The following is a 13,996-nucleotide window of genomic DNA, read 5'->3' on the forward strand; positions in this document are numbered from 1 at the left end:
TCTGCCGGGTGGGGTCACCGCAGAAAGTCCGACGGGCACATGGGCATGAAACGCGCTCATTGGGGTCATTTGGCGTCAGCCCGGGCCGGGTTGTCAACCGAATCGATTGCGGCATTTCGGGCGGTCGCCTAGACGATGCGGAAGTTCTCGCCCAGATAGACCCGGCGGACGGTTTCATCCCGCACGACCTCGTCCGTCGTGCCCGTCATCAGCACCTTGCCGTCGTGCAGGATGTAGGCCCGGTCGACGATCTCCAGCGTTTCCCGGACGTTGTGGTCGGTTATCAGAACGCCGATCCCACGCGCCTTCAGGTCATGCACCAGGTGGCGGATTTCCCCCACGGCAATCGGGTCCACGCCGGCAAAGGGTTCGTCGAGGAGAAGATACTTCGGGTCCGCCGCAAGGCAGCGCGCAATCTCGACCCGCCGCCGTTCGCCCCCCGACAGGGCCAGCGCCGGGGTCCGCCGCAGATGGGTGATCGAAAACTCGGACAGGAGTTCCTCCAGCCGCTCCCGCCGCTTGTGGCGGTCGGGCTGGACGATCTCCAGCACGGCCAGGATGTTGTCCTCGGCCGAGAGCCCCCGGAAGATCGAGACCTCCTGCGGCAGATAGCCGATCCCCAGCCGCGCGCGGCGGTACATCGGCAGCGAGGTCACGTCCTTGCCGTCGATCAGCACCTGCCCGCCCTCGGGCACCACCAGCCCGGCAATCGCGTAAAAGCAGGTCGTCTTGCCCGACCCGTTCGGGCCCAGCAAGGCCACAACCTCGCCCCGGTGCAGGTCCATGCTGACATCCCGGATCACCGGCCGTTTCCTGTAGCTCTTGCGCAAGCTGCGGATCTGCAACCCGGCCTGGCCATCGGTCACCGTCAGGTCGGGACGCGCAGCGGTCGGACCGGCCATCAGTTGCCCCCCGGCACGAAGGTCGTCGTCACCCGGCCTTCCATGAGGCCCGTCCCGTCCTTGAGGTTGATCGTCAGCTTCTGCCCTGCCATGGCCGACGGTCCCTGCGTCAAAAGCACGTTGCCCGTCAGCACGATCACGCCGCTGTCGATGGTGTAGACCGCCTCTTGCGCCTCGGCCGCGTCGCCCAGGTTCGTCACCGTCACCCCGCCCGAGGCGACAAGCTCCTGTATGTTCTTCTGTCCGGTTCCGTACTTCACCCGCACTTCGGCCGCGGCCAGCTTCATCTTGCCCTGAGTGACCACGACATTGCCGCTGAACACCGCCGTACCATCGGCATTGTTCACCGCCAGCTGATCGGCGGACACTTCGACCGGCAGGGTCGTGTCCTGGTTGAGATCGCCGAAGGCAATCTTCTGCTGCGCCTCGGCCCCCCCCGCCAGCAGGGCAAGACCGAGGGCCAGAGCGAAAGCGAAAGACCGTATCGTTAATGACATGCGAAAAACCTCTGCGCGCCCGTTAGCCGCCGGGCCGGTATACCAGCCGGACGCCACCATTGAAAACCAGAACATAGGCACCGGGGGTCTGGTCATCCTGACGCAGGACCATCCCGTCCGCCCGTATCTCGCCCACAGGCCCCGCCGCCGTCACCGGCGCGCGGCTTTCCAGCCCCGTCCGGTCCAGTTTCGCGGCGAGTTCCGCCGTCTCCAGCCGGTAGCCCGACGACGTCGTCATCGTGACCCCGCCGGACAGGACGATTTCACGGCTCTCGGGGTCCAGTCGCGCGCTCGCAGCGGCCAGATCGCTGCGCGATCCGTCCGGCGAAGCCAGTTCCATCCGCAAGCCCGCCGCAGAAGCCGGGGCATCCTTGGTCGAGGGGCGCGCGATGTCGGCCGACAGGGTCAGGGACGATCCGTCCGAGGTCGTGCCGGCATAGGTCGGTGCCGTCATCCGCGGTTCGCGGGCCAGATCCCGGACGTCAACCTCGGCATAGGGCAGCGCGGCCTCGGGGTCGATCCGTCGCGCGACCAGAAACAGCGTCGACAGGATCGCCAAGGCCGCCAGCGGCAGGACCACCTTCAGCCAGCCGACCAGCCGGGTATGGATATCGGCCCGCGCCATGGTCAGGCGACACCGGCGCGGAGGCAGTCATGCACATGCAGGATGCCGATCGCCCTGCGACTGTCGGCGGAGGTGACCAGAAGGCAGGTGATCTTGCGGTCGTTCATCAGGGCCAGCGCCTCGCCCGCCAGCGCATCGGGGCCGATGGTGCGCGGGTTCGGCGTCATCACCTCACCCGCCGTATGCTGCAAGAGCCCGTCGAGATGCCGCCGCAGGTCGCCGTCGGTGATGATGCCCGCCAGATCGCCGCTGGAATCGGTCACACCGACGACACCGAAGCCGCGCCGGGTGATCTCGACCAGCACTTCGCCCATCGCCAGGCTCTCGTCCACCAGCGGCGGGTCTTCGTGCATCAGGTCGCGCACCCGCAGAAGCCGCGCCCCCAGTTTGCCGCCGGGATGGAACATGCGGAAATGCTCGGGCGTGAAGGCGCGATGTTCCATCAGCGCGATGGCCAGCGCATCGCCCAGGGCCAGCGTCATCGTGGTCGAGGTGGTGGGAACGATCCCCTTCTCGCAGGCCTCGGGGACATCGGGCAGCAGAAGGCCCACTGTCGCCTGCCGCATCAGGGTAGAGCCCGCGCGGCTGGTGATCGCGATCAGCGGAATGGCAAAGCGCTTGGCATGGGCCAGCATGTCCGCCAGCTCCGGCGTCTCGCCCGAGTTCGACAGGACAAGCAGCACGTCGCCCTCGGCCACCATGCCCAGATCGCCGTGGCTCGCCTCGGCCGGGTGGACGAAATGCGCGGGCGTGCCGGTGCTGGCAAAGGTCGCCGCTATCTTGCGCGCGACATGGCCCGACTTGCCCATGCCCGACACGATGACCCGGCCCCTGGCTGCCATCAGCAGGCTGACGGCGCGGGCAAAGCTGTCGTCCAGCGCCCCGGCAAGGGCTTCCAGCGCGCCCGCCTCGCGCCGGATCACCCGGCGGCCGGTGGCGAGAAGGTCAATGGAGGAAGATGTCATTGGCGTCGTTCCAGCCCAGCAGATCCAGTTCGGCCCGCGTCGGCAGGAAAGCGAACAGCCTTTGCGCCAGCTCCAGCCGGTCCTCGCGGATCAGCCGGGCCTCAAGCTCGGCCTTGAGCGCGTGCAGATACAGCACGTCGGACGCGGCATATTCCTTCTGCGCCTCAGTCAGCTGCGCGGCACCCCAGTCGCTGGTCTGCTGCTGCTTGGACACATCGACCCCGACCAGATCGGCCAGAAGGTATTTCAGCCCGTGCCGGTCGGTGAAGGTGCGGATCAGCCTTGAGGCGATCTTGGTGCACCAGACCGGTGCCGTGGTGACGCCGAAGGCCTGTTTCAGCGCGGCAATGTCGAAGCGGCCGAAGTGAAAGAGCTTCAGCGTGGCCGGATCGGTCAGCAGCCGCTCGAGGTTCGGCGCGCGGGTCTGGCCCCTGGCGATCTGCACCAGATGCGCGTCGCCGTTGCCATCGGACAGTTGCACGACACAAAGCCGGTCCCGGCGCGGGTCAAGGCCCATCGTTTCGGTGTCGATGGCGACGACCGGGCCAAGGGTCAGCCCGTCGGGAAGGTCGGATTGGTGCAGATGAATGGTCAAGGGGATGCTCTTTCCTGGGTCCACCCCGGATTACGCCCCCGGCCGGGTACGGTCAACTGCGGCCCTCCCGCCCTTGCGCGGGGCCGCTCGTCGATGCGCTGCGTGCCCTGCTCGTTGTCTTGCGTATCGCGGACCTAGGGGCCCCGAGGAACCCGGAGCCGCCGCCCGAACGCTGAGTCCAACGGCTCCCGAAGGGGGGCGGACCGCGGTTCAGCCGAGACCACAGATCAGTTCACCACGAACTCGGCATGCAACGCGCCGGCGGCGTTGATGCTTTTCAGGATGTCGATCATGTCATGCGGCGCCACGCCCAAAGCGTTCAGCCCCGCCACCACCTCGGCCAGATCGGTGCCGCCCCGGATCTCGGCCAGCCCGGTCCCGGTCTTGCCGATCTCGGCGTTCGACCGGGGGACCACCACCGTCTCGCCTTCCGCGAACGGGTTCGGCTGCACGACCAGCGGGCTTTCATCGACCCGCAGGGTCAGGTTGCCCTGCGCGACAGCGACCCGGCTGATCCGGACGTCGGCCCCCATCACGATCGTCCCCGACCGCTGGTCCACCACCACACGCGCCCGGGTTTCCGGCTGGACCAGAATGCCTTCAAGCCGGGCAAGCACATGGGCCGGAGACTGCATTCCCGTCGCCCCGATGTTCACCGCGACTGTGCCCGCGTCCTGCATTTCGGCGACGCGGCGGCCGAATTCGGCGTTGACCGCGCGCTCGATCCGTTCGGCTGTGGTGAAATCAGCGGACTTCAACGCCAGCCGCAGCACGGGGAGGTCGGCAAAGTTGAACGCCACCTCGCGTTCCACCCGTGCGCCCGAGGGGATCACCCCGGCGGTCGGCACGCCCTGGGTCACCTTTGCACCCTGACCTTCGGCCGCGACCCCTCCCGCGATGATCGTGCCCTGCGCCACCGCATAGATCTGTCCGTCGGCCCCGTTCAACGGCGTCATCACCAGCGTCCCGCCCAGAAGGCTTTTCGCATCGCCGATGGCCGAGACCGTCACGTCGATCCGCGCGCCCGACCGCGCAAAGGGCGGCAGCTCGGCGGTCACGAAGACAGCGGCGACGTTCTTCGGCCGGAACTCCTCGCCCGTGACATTGGCACCCAGCCGCTCCAGCAGGTTGGCCATGATCTCTTCGGTGAAAGGCGCATTGCGCAAGCCGTCGCCGGTGCCGTTCAGGCCCACCACCAGGCCGTAGCCCACCAGGTCGTTGCCGCGCACGCCGTCGAACTCGACCAGATCCTTGATGCGGATCGGTTCGCCCAGGGCCGCGCTTGCCGTCAGGATCAGGGCCAGAAGGAAGCGGATCATCGCAGATACTCCGTAAGGCTGAGGCGGGAGACGCGGGCGGTGACGAGATAGAGCGATTCAAGCTGCGCGCGGACGGTTTCCAGGCGGGTCGCAGCTTCATAAGGGTCAACCGAGCCGATGTCCGACCGCAGGATGCCAAGCGAGGTTTCCTCGGCAGAGTTGCGGGTGCGGGCGGCCTCGATCTGCGCCTCGACCGTGCCGATACGGGCCGAGAGGGTGATCCGCGCCTCTTCGCTGCCGGTCAGCGACTGACCCGCGATGACGGCCAGGCGCGCCCGCTCTTCCGGGTTGCCGGCCAGCATCCCGCGGTCCAGAAGGGCGGCGGTCGCAAGGCCCGCCAGGGTGTCGCGGATCGCGGGGTCCATCGCCGTGGTCGAAAGGTCCGCCTGCTCACCCGGGGCGATGGGAGACCCGGTCAGAGGCGCGCTGCCCTGATAGAAGGCGCCATAGCCCAGCGGGTTGGCAAACCAGGTCGCAACGGCCGCCGCCACCTGACCCGCTGTCGTCGCACCCGCCGCCGCCGTCTCAAGCGCGGCGAGCAGGTCATCGGCGGACCCCAGCGGCACCACGTCCGTCGCCTGCCCGGCAAAGACCGCCCGGCCCGAGGCCTGCGTGTTCAGAAGGCTGATGGCCGAGCCGAGCCTTCCGCGCGCATCGGCCGCAAGCGTGTTGATCTGTGCCGGGGTCGCCACATCCGTCACGCCCAGCAGCTGGGTCGAGATCCCGCTGGCCAGCTTCGACAACCCGGTGATCGATGACTGCTGCGCGGCAGTGTGAAAGGCGGCATCCGCCGTCGTCGCCTTGAAGGCCGCTAGCCGCGCGAGACTGGCGTCGATGGCCAGCAGAGGCGAGAAATCCCCGCGCAGGGCCAGGCCGATATCGGCATGCTTGCCCGACGCGATCTCTTGCGAGGCGCGCTGGACCTGACCGCGCAGGTCAGCGCCCTGGCGGGCCAGGACGTTCGTCAGGCTGGCGTCACCGACCGAGACCCGCATCATCTGTCCAGCCTGATCAGGATGTCGATCATCTCGGCTGCCGCCTGGATGACCTTGGCATTCGCGGCATAGTTCTTTTCGATCACCAGAAGCTCCTGCATTTCGCGGTCGGTATCGATGCCGTCCTGCGCCTCGAGATCGGTCAGCGTGGCCAGCTTGGCGGCAGCGAAGGTCTGCTCGGATTGCGCCGACAACCTCCGGGCCGAGGCGTCGGACAGAAGATCGCCGGTCAGCGCGGCAAAGCTGCGGTTTCCGGCGGTGAAGGCGGTCGAGGACAACGGTCGCGCGGCCGTCAGCGCCTCATGCAGGGCCTGCAGGATCGACCCGTTGCCCGGCGGGCCCTCGGTCACCGCCCCAAGCCCGTCGCGCAGGCGGAAGAGCTCTCCTCCCTGGGCCGGATCGGCGAGCGGATTCAGACGCAGTCGCGCCGCAAGCCCGACTTCGTCCAGCGGGTTGAAGGCGAGCCCGGCATCGGTGAAAAGCCCCGGTGCGCCCGGCGCCAGGGTCGGATCGACGCCCGGGGCCGAAAAGCGTTCGACCAGGTCGCGGGCGACGGCGTCGAGCTGGCCTTGCGCTGTAACGGCCATCTCGTCGCGCACCGCGAACAGGGCGCCCAGCGTGCCGCCCAGGATCGGGCTTGCCGACCCCGCAGTGTCGTAGGGCCGCCCGTTGATCGTGATCCCCGACAGCCCGCCCAGTGCCTGGGTCATTTCGGGCGTGATCGTGTGGGTCGGCGAAAAGCCGATCACCGAAGCCGAGCCTTCGAGGAGCGGCGCACCTCCGACCGTGAACAGCGCGATCTGGTTCAGGTCGCGCGGGATTTCGCGCACCGGGACGATGGCCGCCACCTGGTCGATCAGGCGCTGGCGTTCGTCGAGCAGCGCCGAGACATCCCGCCCCGCGCCGGTGAAGGACCGGAGCTCGACGTTCAGCTCGTGCAGCTGGCCGAGGGTGGCGTTCAGCTTGCCCACTTCCTCGCCGATCCGGCGGTCTGCGGTTGCGCGGGCCGACTGGATCTCTTTCGATGCCGCAGCCAACCCGTCGATCAGCGACCGCGCGGTGGTGGCGATCGTGCCCAGCCGTGGCTGCGATTCGGGGCGCCCCGCAGCCTCGACCAGCGACTGGTCGAAGGCTGCCAACCGCGCGGCAAGCGAGCCCGCACTGTCCGGCGTGCCCAAGGCCTTTTCCAGCCGGCTGAGGAACCCTGCCCGCACATCGCGGTCGCCGCCGCCCGCCTGGGCAATCCGGCGTTCGCCAAGAAGATGGCTGTCGACGTCGCGGGTGACGCCCAGGATCTGCACCCCCTGCCCGGTGCCCGCCAGCACCGCCGCGCCCAGGCTGACCTGGCGGCGGGCATAGCCCGGGGTCGTCGCGTTGGCCACGTTCGACGACAGGATTTCCGCCTGCCGCGAGGTGGCCGACAGGCCCGACAACGCTCCTGCAAGGGCAGAGGTGATGCTCATCGCCTATCACCGCTTGATGTTCGTGGTTTCCTGCAGCATCTCGTCCACCGTCTGGATCACCTTGGCGTTCGAGGAATAGGCGCGCTGGGTCTGGATCAGATTGGTCAATTCGGCGGCGACATCGGTCTTCGATCCTTCGCGCGAATAGCCCTTGATCGACCCGGTCGGGCCCGACCCCGCGTCCCACAGGAAGAATGACCCCGATTCGGGCGAGACCTGGTAGGTCTGGTTCGACAGTGACAAGAGGCCGTTGGGGTTCGGCACGTCGGCCAGCGGGATCTGGTAAAGCCGTTTGGTGAAGCCGGTGTTGTAAGTGGCATTGACATAGCCCTTCTCGTCCACCTCGACCGTGGTCAGGTTGCCGACCGGCGAGCCGTTCTTGGTGATCGATACCGGGGCGAAGTTGTCGGACAGCTGCGTCAGCCCGTTCGGATCGCCCAGGCGGCCGATCCCCACGGTCATCGGGCCACCGGCCACGGTCAGCGCCAGTGTGCCGTCGGCCGGATTGTAGGCCCCGCCCGACACCACGGTGACCGAGGCCAGCGTGCCGCCCGCGCCGCGGCTGTCGTCGAAGGTAAGGTTGTATTCGCCGATCAGGTTGCCGCCCCCGGCGCTGTCGCGGATCTGCATCGTCCACTGGTTCGACGCGCCAGAGACGGGCACGATCGGAACGAACGAGACTTCCAGCGCCTCGGACGTGCCGAGGTTGCCGAAATATTCCACCGACAGCGGCGGAGGCACGGCGGTGGAACCGGCGACGGTATAGGTCGCGGGAAGGTTCACGCCCAGGTTCATCGCGGTGGTCGGGTCGCCGGCCGTCTGGTTGGTGTTTATCACCACCGGCACCAACCCGGCGATCGTGTCGCGCGGCCGAGCGGGGATCGACCCATCGGCATTGGCGGGCCAGCCCAGAAGCACAAGGCCCGCATCGGTCTTCAGCACGCCGTCGGCATCGGTGCGGAAACTGCCGGTCCGCGTCATCAGAAGCGGCGTGTCGGACAGCGCGTTGCCCAGCGACACCTCGTTGATCACCGGCAGCATCCCGCGCCCTGCAATAGCAAGGTCCAGCGGGTGCCCGGTACCAATCAGATCACCCCGTTCGTCGATAAGCCGGACCGTCGAGGCCCGCACACCCCCCGCCGAATAGGAGCTGGTGCCCCGCGTCGACGAGATCACCATGCTGGTGAAATCGGTCGAGGCACGCTTGTAGCCATAGGTGGCAGAGTTCGCGATATTGTCGGAAATCGAGGCCAGACGGGTGGCGTTCGCGTTCAACCCGGCCACGCCTGCGGACAGCGAGGAGGAAATCGTCATGGAAAGCGCCTTTCTGCTGCTTCGACCACTGTTTGCACAAAGCTGCATCCGGATCGCTTAACATGGCCCTAACGGATAAAAGTCGAACGATTATCGGTCGCGGCGCAGAAGGATGACCTCGATCCGGTTGTTGCGCTCGGCAGCGGGGTCGGCGACGACGGGCTTGCGGTCGGCATAGCCGGACACCCGCTGCATGCGGGCCGGGTTGATTCCGGCGGTTTCCAGCATCCTGCGGGTCCGTTGCGCGCGCAGCGACGACAGATCCCAGACCGGATTGTCGATCAGCGTGACAGGATGGGCGCGCAGATGCCCGCTGACCGCGATCTCGTTGGTGGTCAGGTTCAGCACGTCGGACAGAAGGTCGGCAAGCGCCAGCACCACGGGAGACGGCTCATCCGTTTCGCCGATGAACAGGGGCGCGTCGGGAAGGTCGAAAAGCTCGATCACCAGCCCCTCGTCGGTGACCTTGGTGACCACATGGCGCAGAAGCTGCTCCATGGTGTTGCTTTCGCCGCCCCGCGCCATCAGGGCCTTCTCGACATTCTCAAGCTCGGACTGCGCGCGGCCATCGCCCGATACCCCCCGGCCGGCATCGTCGCCCGTCTGATCGACCGAGGCGGTTTCCGCCCGGCGGTCCATCGCCCCGGTGCCGGTATGGGCCATCGTCTCTTCCGCGAACACGCTGTCGCCGCCGAAGGCTCCGTCGCCACCGCCCGAGATGCGGTTTACCGGGATCGTCGGATTGAAATAATCCGAGATGCCTTTCCGTTGCTTTTCCGTTGTCGCGTTCAGCAGCCACATCAAGAGGAAGAACGCCATCATGGCGGTCACGAAGTCGGCGTAGGCCACTTTCCAGGCCCCGCCATGGTGGCCCCCGCCACCCACCACTTTCTTCCGCTTGATGATGACCGGCGCCGCATTGCTTTGCGCAGCCATCCACATCACCCAAGTCATTACCCAAGTCCGGTTCTACAGGCCCAGCATTGACAGGCACTTAACTGATTGGATTTTAGCGGTATTCCGCGTTTCGGTCACATTTGCCGACAAAGCAGGACGCGGGTCTCGTGGGCCTTCAGGGTGGCCCGCACCGCCGGATAGCCCTCGGCGCGGTCAAGCTGTGGAAACAGCTGAAGAAGTTCGTCGCGCTGCGGATCGGGCATCGCGCCCAGGACCCGTTCTCCCGGCTGGAAGCTTTCGCTCCAGACGCCATGTGTCCGGACGATCTGATGCCGGTCGAACATCAGATGCACATATGTCACCGGCGCCAGCGGGCGGGACGCGCCGACGCGCCCGGACAGATGCAGGGCCGGGACCAGAACCTCGGTTTCGCCGAACAGAAGCTCGCACCACGGGCCGCCAAGCAGCAGACGATGCTGGGGCGACAGGGTCAGGGCGCGGTCCGGCAGGCCGGGGCCAAGCGCGCCGACAGCCAGTTCGACCGGCCGCAGCGCCGGGGTTGCCATGACTTCGGCCAGAGAGAGGCTCCGCTGCCCGGTCCACCGCACGACCTGCGGGCCGCAGTCCCGCGTCAGAACCAGATCTCCGGGCCGGATGCTTTCCACGGGGCGCGGTCCGTCCGGGGTCTCGACAAGAGTGCGCGAGGCAAAGCAGGGAATGACTTCCTCGATCTCGCTGAAGAACATCCGGCCAAGATAGCCGCCGGAGGCATCGAAGAAGTCCACATAGCCGTTTTCGCGGTCGGGGGTGAGATAGGTGATGTCGGTCCGCGCCCAGCCGTAGCCGGACAGGTCGAGGATGTCGTAGTCATCCCCCGCCGAGCCGCCGTCGACCGTATCGCCCACCGAGAAATCGCCATCGAGAAAGGTGAACCGGTCCCGGTCCGCGCCGCCGAACAGGGCGTCCGCCCCGGCCCCGCCCTGAAGGAGATCGTTGCCGCTGTCCCCGGACAGGACATCGTTTCCGGCCCCGCCGGAAAGCAGATCGGCATCGGCACCGCCGTACAGCGTGTCATTGCCGATGCCGCCGTAAAGCGTGTCATTTCCGGCGTCGCCGAGAATGCTGTCGTCGCCATCATCCCCGGCAAGAAGATCGTCGCCAAGTCCGCCGTCGATCGTATCGTTGCCGATCCCGCCGTAGATCGAATCGGCATCCGCGCCGCCGAACAGCCGATCCGCCCCGTCGCCGCCATAGATCAGATCCTGGCCGCTTTCGCCCAGGATGGAATCGTTGTCTGCCCCGCCAAAGAGGGAATCATTGCCTCCGCCGCCAAGGATCGTGTCGTCGCCCGCCTCGCCCAGTATGCTGTCGTTGCCATCGACATGGCCCGGCGCGGTCGGGGGCACCCCGATCAGGGAGGAGGTCGCCAGATCGGTTGCGCCAAAGCCCGGGCCGGCGATGGTCGCGCTCAGGCTGTCGGCGCCCTGGTTTTCCCAGAAATAGACCTCGATCGTGTAGGTCTGCCCACCCGTAAGGGTCACGCTTCCGCTGCGCGTTGTGGCCGCCTGGTGGAAGTCGTTGTTCAGGTTGAAGACGATGTTCCCGCCGGAATCCCGGATGATGATCCGCGATCCGTCGTCGGATGTCGTCGAGAAGGTATAGGTCCCGCCAGTCGTGATCCCAAGGGTCGAGCTATAGACGATCCCGTAGTCGTTCCGGTCCGTGCCCGGCGCGGTTCCGCCCAGGGTATTGCGCAGGGCCCGGACGCCGAAGTCATCCACATAGCCATGCCCGATCAGCGTTCCCGAGGTGATGAACTGGGTCTGGTTGTTGGCGCTGCTGAAGTCGCGGTCATAGACGCTGTACTGCCACTGGCCTTGCAAAGGCGCATCGCCCGACAGCCGGTCCGCACCGCCGCCGCCGATGATGGTATCCGAGCCGCCGCCCCCCGTCAGGGAATCGACACCAGCCGTGCCGGTGATCGTGGTGCCGCCCGCTGTCGCCGGGTTTGTGCTGCTGTTTTCGGCCATGATCGTTACTCGCTAACTTCTGGTTGTGTATCACGGCCTCTGATCTGGCAGAATGGGAACAATCGCACCCTGTTCCCCGTATCGGCGAACGCCAGCCGATACCGCAGCAGCGCGCGCCACGGCTTATGGCAGTGATGCGGCCGCTGCTTGGCCAGATCATCCCGCCGGGCCGCGCCAGGCGGCCAGCGCGCTCTGGGTGCTGTCGCCTTCGACCACACCCAGCATCAGGGCCTCCTGCGCCCTGGCGCAGACGATGCTGTGCCCCTCGATCAGAGTGATGCCCAGCAACAGGCAGACCGGCTCTCCCGGCGTGTCGCACATCAGATCCAGCTGGCGCAGGACCGAGTCCCGCTCGTCCTCGAGAAAGCCCACCAGATGCGACACCATTTCGTCCGGGCCGCTGCTCTGACCGTCCTCCGTCCCGCCCTGGATCAGCCAGGCGATCAGCGCCGGGCCGAGTCTCTGCGCAAACCCGGTCAGGCTGGTGCCGGTCGACGGCAGCTCCTCGGGTCCCGCGTCAGGCCCGGCCTCCGGCGCACCCCCTGCATCGGCGCTGTCGCTCTCGATCTCGTTCAACTCCACCAGCAAGAGATCTGCCAGCAGCGCGACCGGCAGGCCCACGCTGACCTCTGCCCCGCCGCGCCCGATCGGGCCCGAGATCACCCGCAATTCGTGGTGCGGGGCAGCCAGGGCCTGCAACAGCTTTATCAGGTCGTCCTTGTGGTCGTCTTCCAGCACCTCGGCGCCCAGACAGGCCTCGGCTCCAGAGAGACCATGGCAAGCGGTCACGCGCAGCACCCGGCGCCCGACCACATCCAGCGTCACCGACGCCCCCGTGGAGGACTGGAATTCCAGCGACCGGCCCAGCATGGTCTCGTTCGCGGTCCGCAGAAGCTGCGCCACCGGATTGCGATCCGTTGGCCGGGCGATGACGCGCGAGCCGCCGGACAACACCACAACGTCCGCCTGCAGGCTCCGCAGACGAGCGAGGATTGGAACGATGCCCTTGTTCAACGGTTTCTTCGGCCCCGGTCACGCATGCACATCACCCGCCATTGGTAATGCGATCCAGCGTGTCGCGGATTTTGGCCACAAATGCCGGAAGGTCAATGCCGGGATCGCAGATGCAGCACAGGGCATCGGCGGGCTCGATTTCCGATCTCAGGAACACCCGGACATTCGCCGGCCCCATGACCACCGCCGTATGCGGCTCGCCGAAGGCCTCGACCGACAGAGAAAACAGCGGGTCGTCGAAACAGGTCCGCGCCTGATGGCACAGCCGGTCGAGATGTTCCTGCGTCGTGTTCATCGGTCCGGCGCTGGTCAGGATCATGCGCGCCGAAAGATCGGCAAACGCCACCAGACGTGCCTGCGGAAAGGCCTTCACCACCGCCCCAAGGCTTTCCGGGACACTCACTCCTGCGTCCTTTCCGCGTTACGAGCTCTTCACACGACCATAAGGCACCGCATTGCCCGTGCCGACGATGTCATCGGCAAAGGTCACCAGCGTCGGGCCTGCGTCGGCCGTCGGCCGTTCGGTGCGCAACAGCCGTTCGGTCTTCGCCTCGACCCGGCGCGGCTGTATCCTGATGACCGGAGTGTTGCGGATCGCCGTCAGACGCTCGAAGGTCCGGGCGATCAGGCTCTGGCTGACTTCGGTCTCCTCGACCGGGTCCGGGGTGACGGCAGGTTTGCCCGCATCGCCCGGCTCGGGGTGGCCCTCGTCGATGATACGGTGAATCACCTCGAACAGCGCCTTGGCAAAGGCATCGACACCGCTGTCGATCCACATGGCCTCGTCGTCGCCCGCCCGCATCGCCTGCAACAGCGACACCGGGAACACCGCGGCGAACTGGTCTGCGGTTTCCTGTTCGACCCGCTTCAGCACCTTGGCGCGGTCCTTCTCGCCGAGGATCTTGTCGAAGCGGGTCACCAGAAGCAGGCTGTTGCGGCGCATTTCCTGGGGGAACGTCGACCAGACGCCGGATTCCGACTGCCGCCAGGCCTGCGTCGCATGGGTGCACCACAACACGCCATCGGCCAGGTGCGTCATCCGCTCCCACACTTCCGAGGACATCGACGGGTCGGAAATGCCCGGCATGTCGATCAGGTCGCAATAGCGCAGGATGTCGCTTTTCATGAAGATGCGGACGTGCTCGGTCGTCTCCAGGCTCACGTCTTCCAGTTCGGCCAGGTCCAGGTCATAGGCATGGCCGTCCAGACCCATCGTGTAGGCGTCGTCCGGGCCGTAGGACAGCCAGACCGGCGGCAGCTGCGTCGCCGTCACCTTTTCCAGCAGCGGCCTTGCCCCCATCAGCACGTTGCAGAGCGTGCTCTTGCCCGAGCTGAATTCGCCCATGATGGCGATGCGGGGTTTGCGGGTCAGCGGCATTG

The 13,996-nt window shown here is 66.8% G+C and carries 14 protein-coding genes; all 14 read right to left on the reverse strand.

From position 1 onward, the window contains the following. Positions 1-128: 128 nt before the first annotated feature. The 14 genes from lptB to D5084_RS06275 all read right to left on the reverse strand — a co-directional run bounded on the left by lptB (position 129) and on the right by D5084_RS06275 (position 13,994). On the reverse strand, positions 129-902 hold the full coding sequence (lptB, locus tag D5084_RS06210; protein WP_128514646.1) for an LPS export ABC transporter ATP-binding protein: 774 nt from the start codon (positions 900-902) through the stop codon (positions 129-131). Then, complete coding sequence (gene lptA / locus D5084_RS06215; RefSeq protein ID WP_128514647.1) at positions 902-1,399, reverse strand: lipopolysaccharide transport periplasmic protein LptA; 498 nt, start codon at positions 1,397-1,399, stop codon at positions 902-904. The genes lptB and lptA overlap by 1 nt, the downstream gene beginning before the upstream one ends. 22 nt (positions 1,400-1,421) lie before the next feature. Further along, on the reverse strand, positions 1,422-2,024 hold the full coding sequence (gene lptC, locus D5084_RS06220; protein WP_238382542.1) for an LPS export ABC transporter periplasmic protein LptC: 603 nt from the start codon (positions 2,022-2,024) through the stop codon (positions 1,422-1,424). A 2-nt stretch (positions 2,025-2,026) separates the two neighbouring features. After that, positions 2,027-2,989 (reverse strand): KpsF/GutQ family sugar-phosphate isomerase, encoded by a 963-nt coding sequence (locus D5084_RS06225; RefSeq protein ID WP_128514649.1) that lies wholly within the window; start codon positions 2,987-2,989, stop codon positions 2,027-2,029. Beyond that, the gene (locus D5084_RS06230) at positions 2,970-3,584 is read right to left on the reverse strand and encodes a ribonuclease D (protein ID WP_128514650.1); all 615 of its coding nucleotides are present in this window, start codon (positions 3,582-3,584) and stop codon (positions 2,970-2,972) included. Before D5084_RS06230 ends, D5084_RS06225 begins: the two co-directional genes overlap by 20 nt. A gap of 227 nt (positions 3,585-3,811) precedes the next feature. After that, positions 3,812-4,903 (reverse strand): flagellar basal body P-ring protein FlgI, encoded by a 1,092-nt coding sequence (locus tag D5084_RS06235; RefSeq protein WP_128514651.1) that lies wholly within the window; start codon positions 4,901-4,903, stop codon positions 3,812-3,814. After that, entirely contained in the window at positions 4,900-5,901 is a 1,002-nt protein-coding gene (locus tag D5084_RS06240; protein ID WP_128514652.1) for a flagellin, read from the reverse strand. Before D5084_RS06240 ends, D5084_RS06235 begins: the two co-directional genes overlap by 4 nt. Further along, positions 5,898-7,361, reverse strand: coding sequence for a flagellar hook-associated protein FlgK (gene flgK, locus D5084_RS06245; RefSeq protein ID WP_128514653.1), 1,464 nt, complete (start codon positions 7,359-7,361; stop codon positions 5,898-5,900). Before flgK ends, D5084_RS06240 begins: the two co-directional genes overlap by 4 nt. Positions 7,362-7,367: 6 nt before the next feature. Next, complete coding sequence (locus tag D5084_RS06250; protein ID WP_128514654.1) at positions 7,368-8,675, reverse strand: flagellar hook protein FlgE; 1,308 nt, start codon at positions 8,673-8,675, stop codon at positions 7,368-7,370. Between the two features lie 90 nt (positions 8,676-8,765). Next, entirely contained in the window at positions 8,766-9,611 is an 846-nt protein-coding gene (locus tag D5084_RS06255) for a flagellar motor protein MotB (RefSeq protein ID WP_128514917.1), read from the reverse strand. A gap of 95 nt (positions 9,612-9,706) precedes the next feature. Continuing rightward, the gene (locus tag D5084_RS06260) at positions 9,707-11,602 is read right to left on the reverse strand and encodes a Hint domain-containing protein (RefSeq protein ID WP_128514655.1); all 1,896 of its coding nucleotides are present in this window, start codon (positions 11,600-11,602) and stop codon (positions 9,707-9,709) included. Positions 11,603-11,758: 156 nt separating this feature from the next. Then, positions 11,759-12,616, reverse strand: a complete 858-nt coding sequence (locus D5084_RS06265; protein WP_128514656.1) for a hypothetical protein — start codon at positions 12,614-12,616, stop codon at positions 11,759-11,761. A gap of 31 nt (positions 12,617-12,647) precedes the next feature. Further along, on the reverse strand, positions 12,648-13,019 hold the full coding sequence (locus D5084_RS06270; RefSeq protein ID WP_128514657.1) for a hypothetical protein: 372 nt from the start codon (positions 13,017-13,019) through the stop codon (positions 12,648-12,650). A gap of 18 nt (positions 13,020-13,037) precedes the next feature. Next, on the reverse strand, positions 13,038-13,994 hold the full coding sequence (locus tag D5084_RS06275) for a dynamin family protein (RefSeq protein WP_128514658.1): 957 nt from the start codon (positions 13,992-13,994) through the stop codon (positions 13,038-13,040). Positions 13,995-13,996 lie beyond the last annotated feature (2 nt).

The organism is Tabrizicola thermarum (assembly GCF_003574395.1).
Taxonomy (GTDB): Bacteria; Pseudomonadota; Alphaproteobacteria; order Rhodobacterales; family Rhodobacteraceae; genus Tabrizicola; species Tabrizicola thermarum.

Coding starts and splice junctions, on each gene's coding strand:
- lptB (WP_128514646.1), bottom strand. CDS start 902: ATGGCCGGTCCGACCGCTGCGCGTCCCGACCTGACGGTGACCGATGGC.
- lptA (WP_128514647.1), bottom strand. CDS start 1,399: ATGTCATTAACGATACGGTCTTTCGCTTTCGCTCTGGCCCTCGGTCTT.
- lptC (WP_238382542.1), bottom strand. CDS start 2,024: ATGGCGCGGGCCGATATCCATACCCGGCTGGTCGGCTGGCTGAAGGTG.
- D5084_RS06225 (WP_128514649.1), bottom strand. CDS start 2,989: ATGACATCTTCCTCCATTGACCTTCTCGCCACCGGCCGCCGGGTGATC.
- D5084_RS06235 (WP_128514651.1), bottom strand. CDS start 4,903: ATGATCCGCTTCCTTCTGGCCCTGATCCTGACGGCAAGCGCGGCCCTG.
- D5084_RS06240 (WP_128514652.1), bottom strand. CDS start 5,901: ATGATGCGGGTCTCGGTCGGTGACGCCAGCCTGACGAACGTCCTGGCC.
- flgK (WP_128514653.1), bottom strand. CDS start 7,361: ATGAGCATCACCTCTGCCCTTGCAGGAGCGTTGTCGGGCCTGTCGGCC.
- D5084_RS06250 (WP_128514654.1), bottom strand. CDS start 8,675: ATGACGATTTCCTCCTCGCTGTCCGCAGGCGTGGCCGGGTTGAACGCG.
- D5084_RS06255 (WP_128514917.1), bottom strand. CDS start 9,611: ATGGCTGCGCAAAGCAATGCGGCGCCGGTCATCATCAAGCGGAAGAAA.
- D5084_RS06260 (WP_128514655.1), bottom strand. CDS start 11,602: ATGGCCGAAAACAGCAGCACAAACCCGGCGACAGCGGGCGGCACCACG.
- D5084_RS06275 (WP_128514658.1), bottom strand. CDS start 13,994: ATGCCGCTGACCCGCAAACCCCGCATCGCCATCATGGGCGAATTCAGC.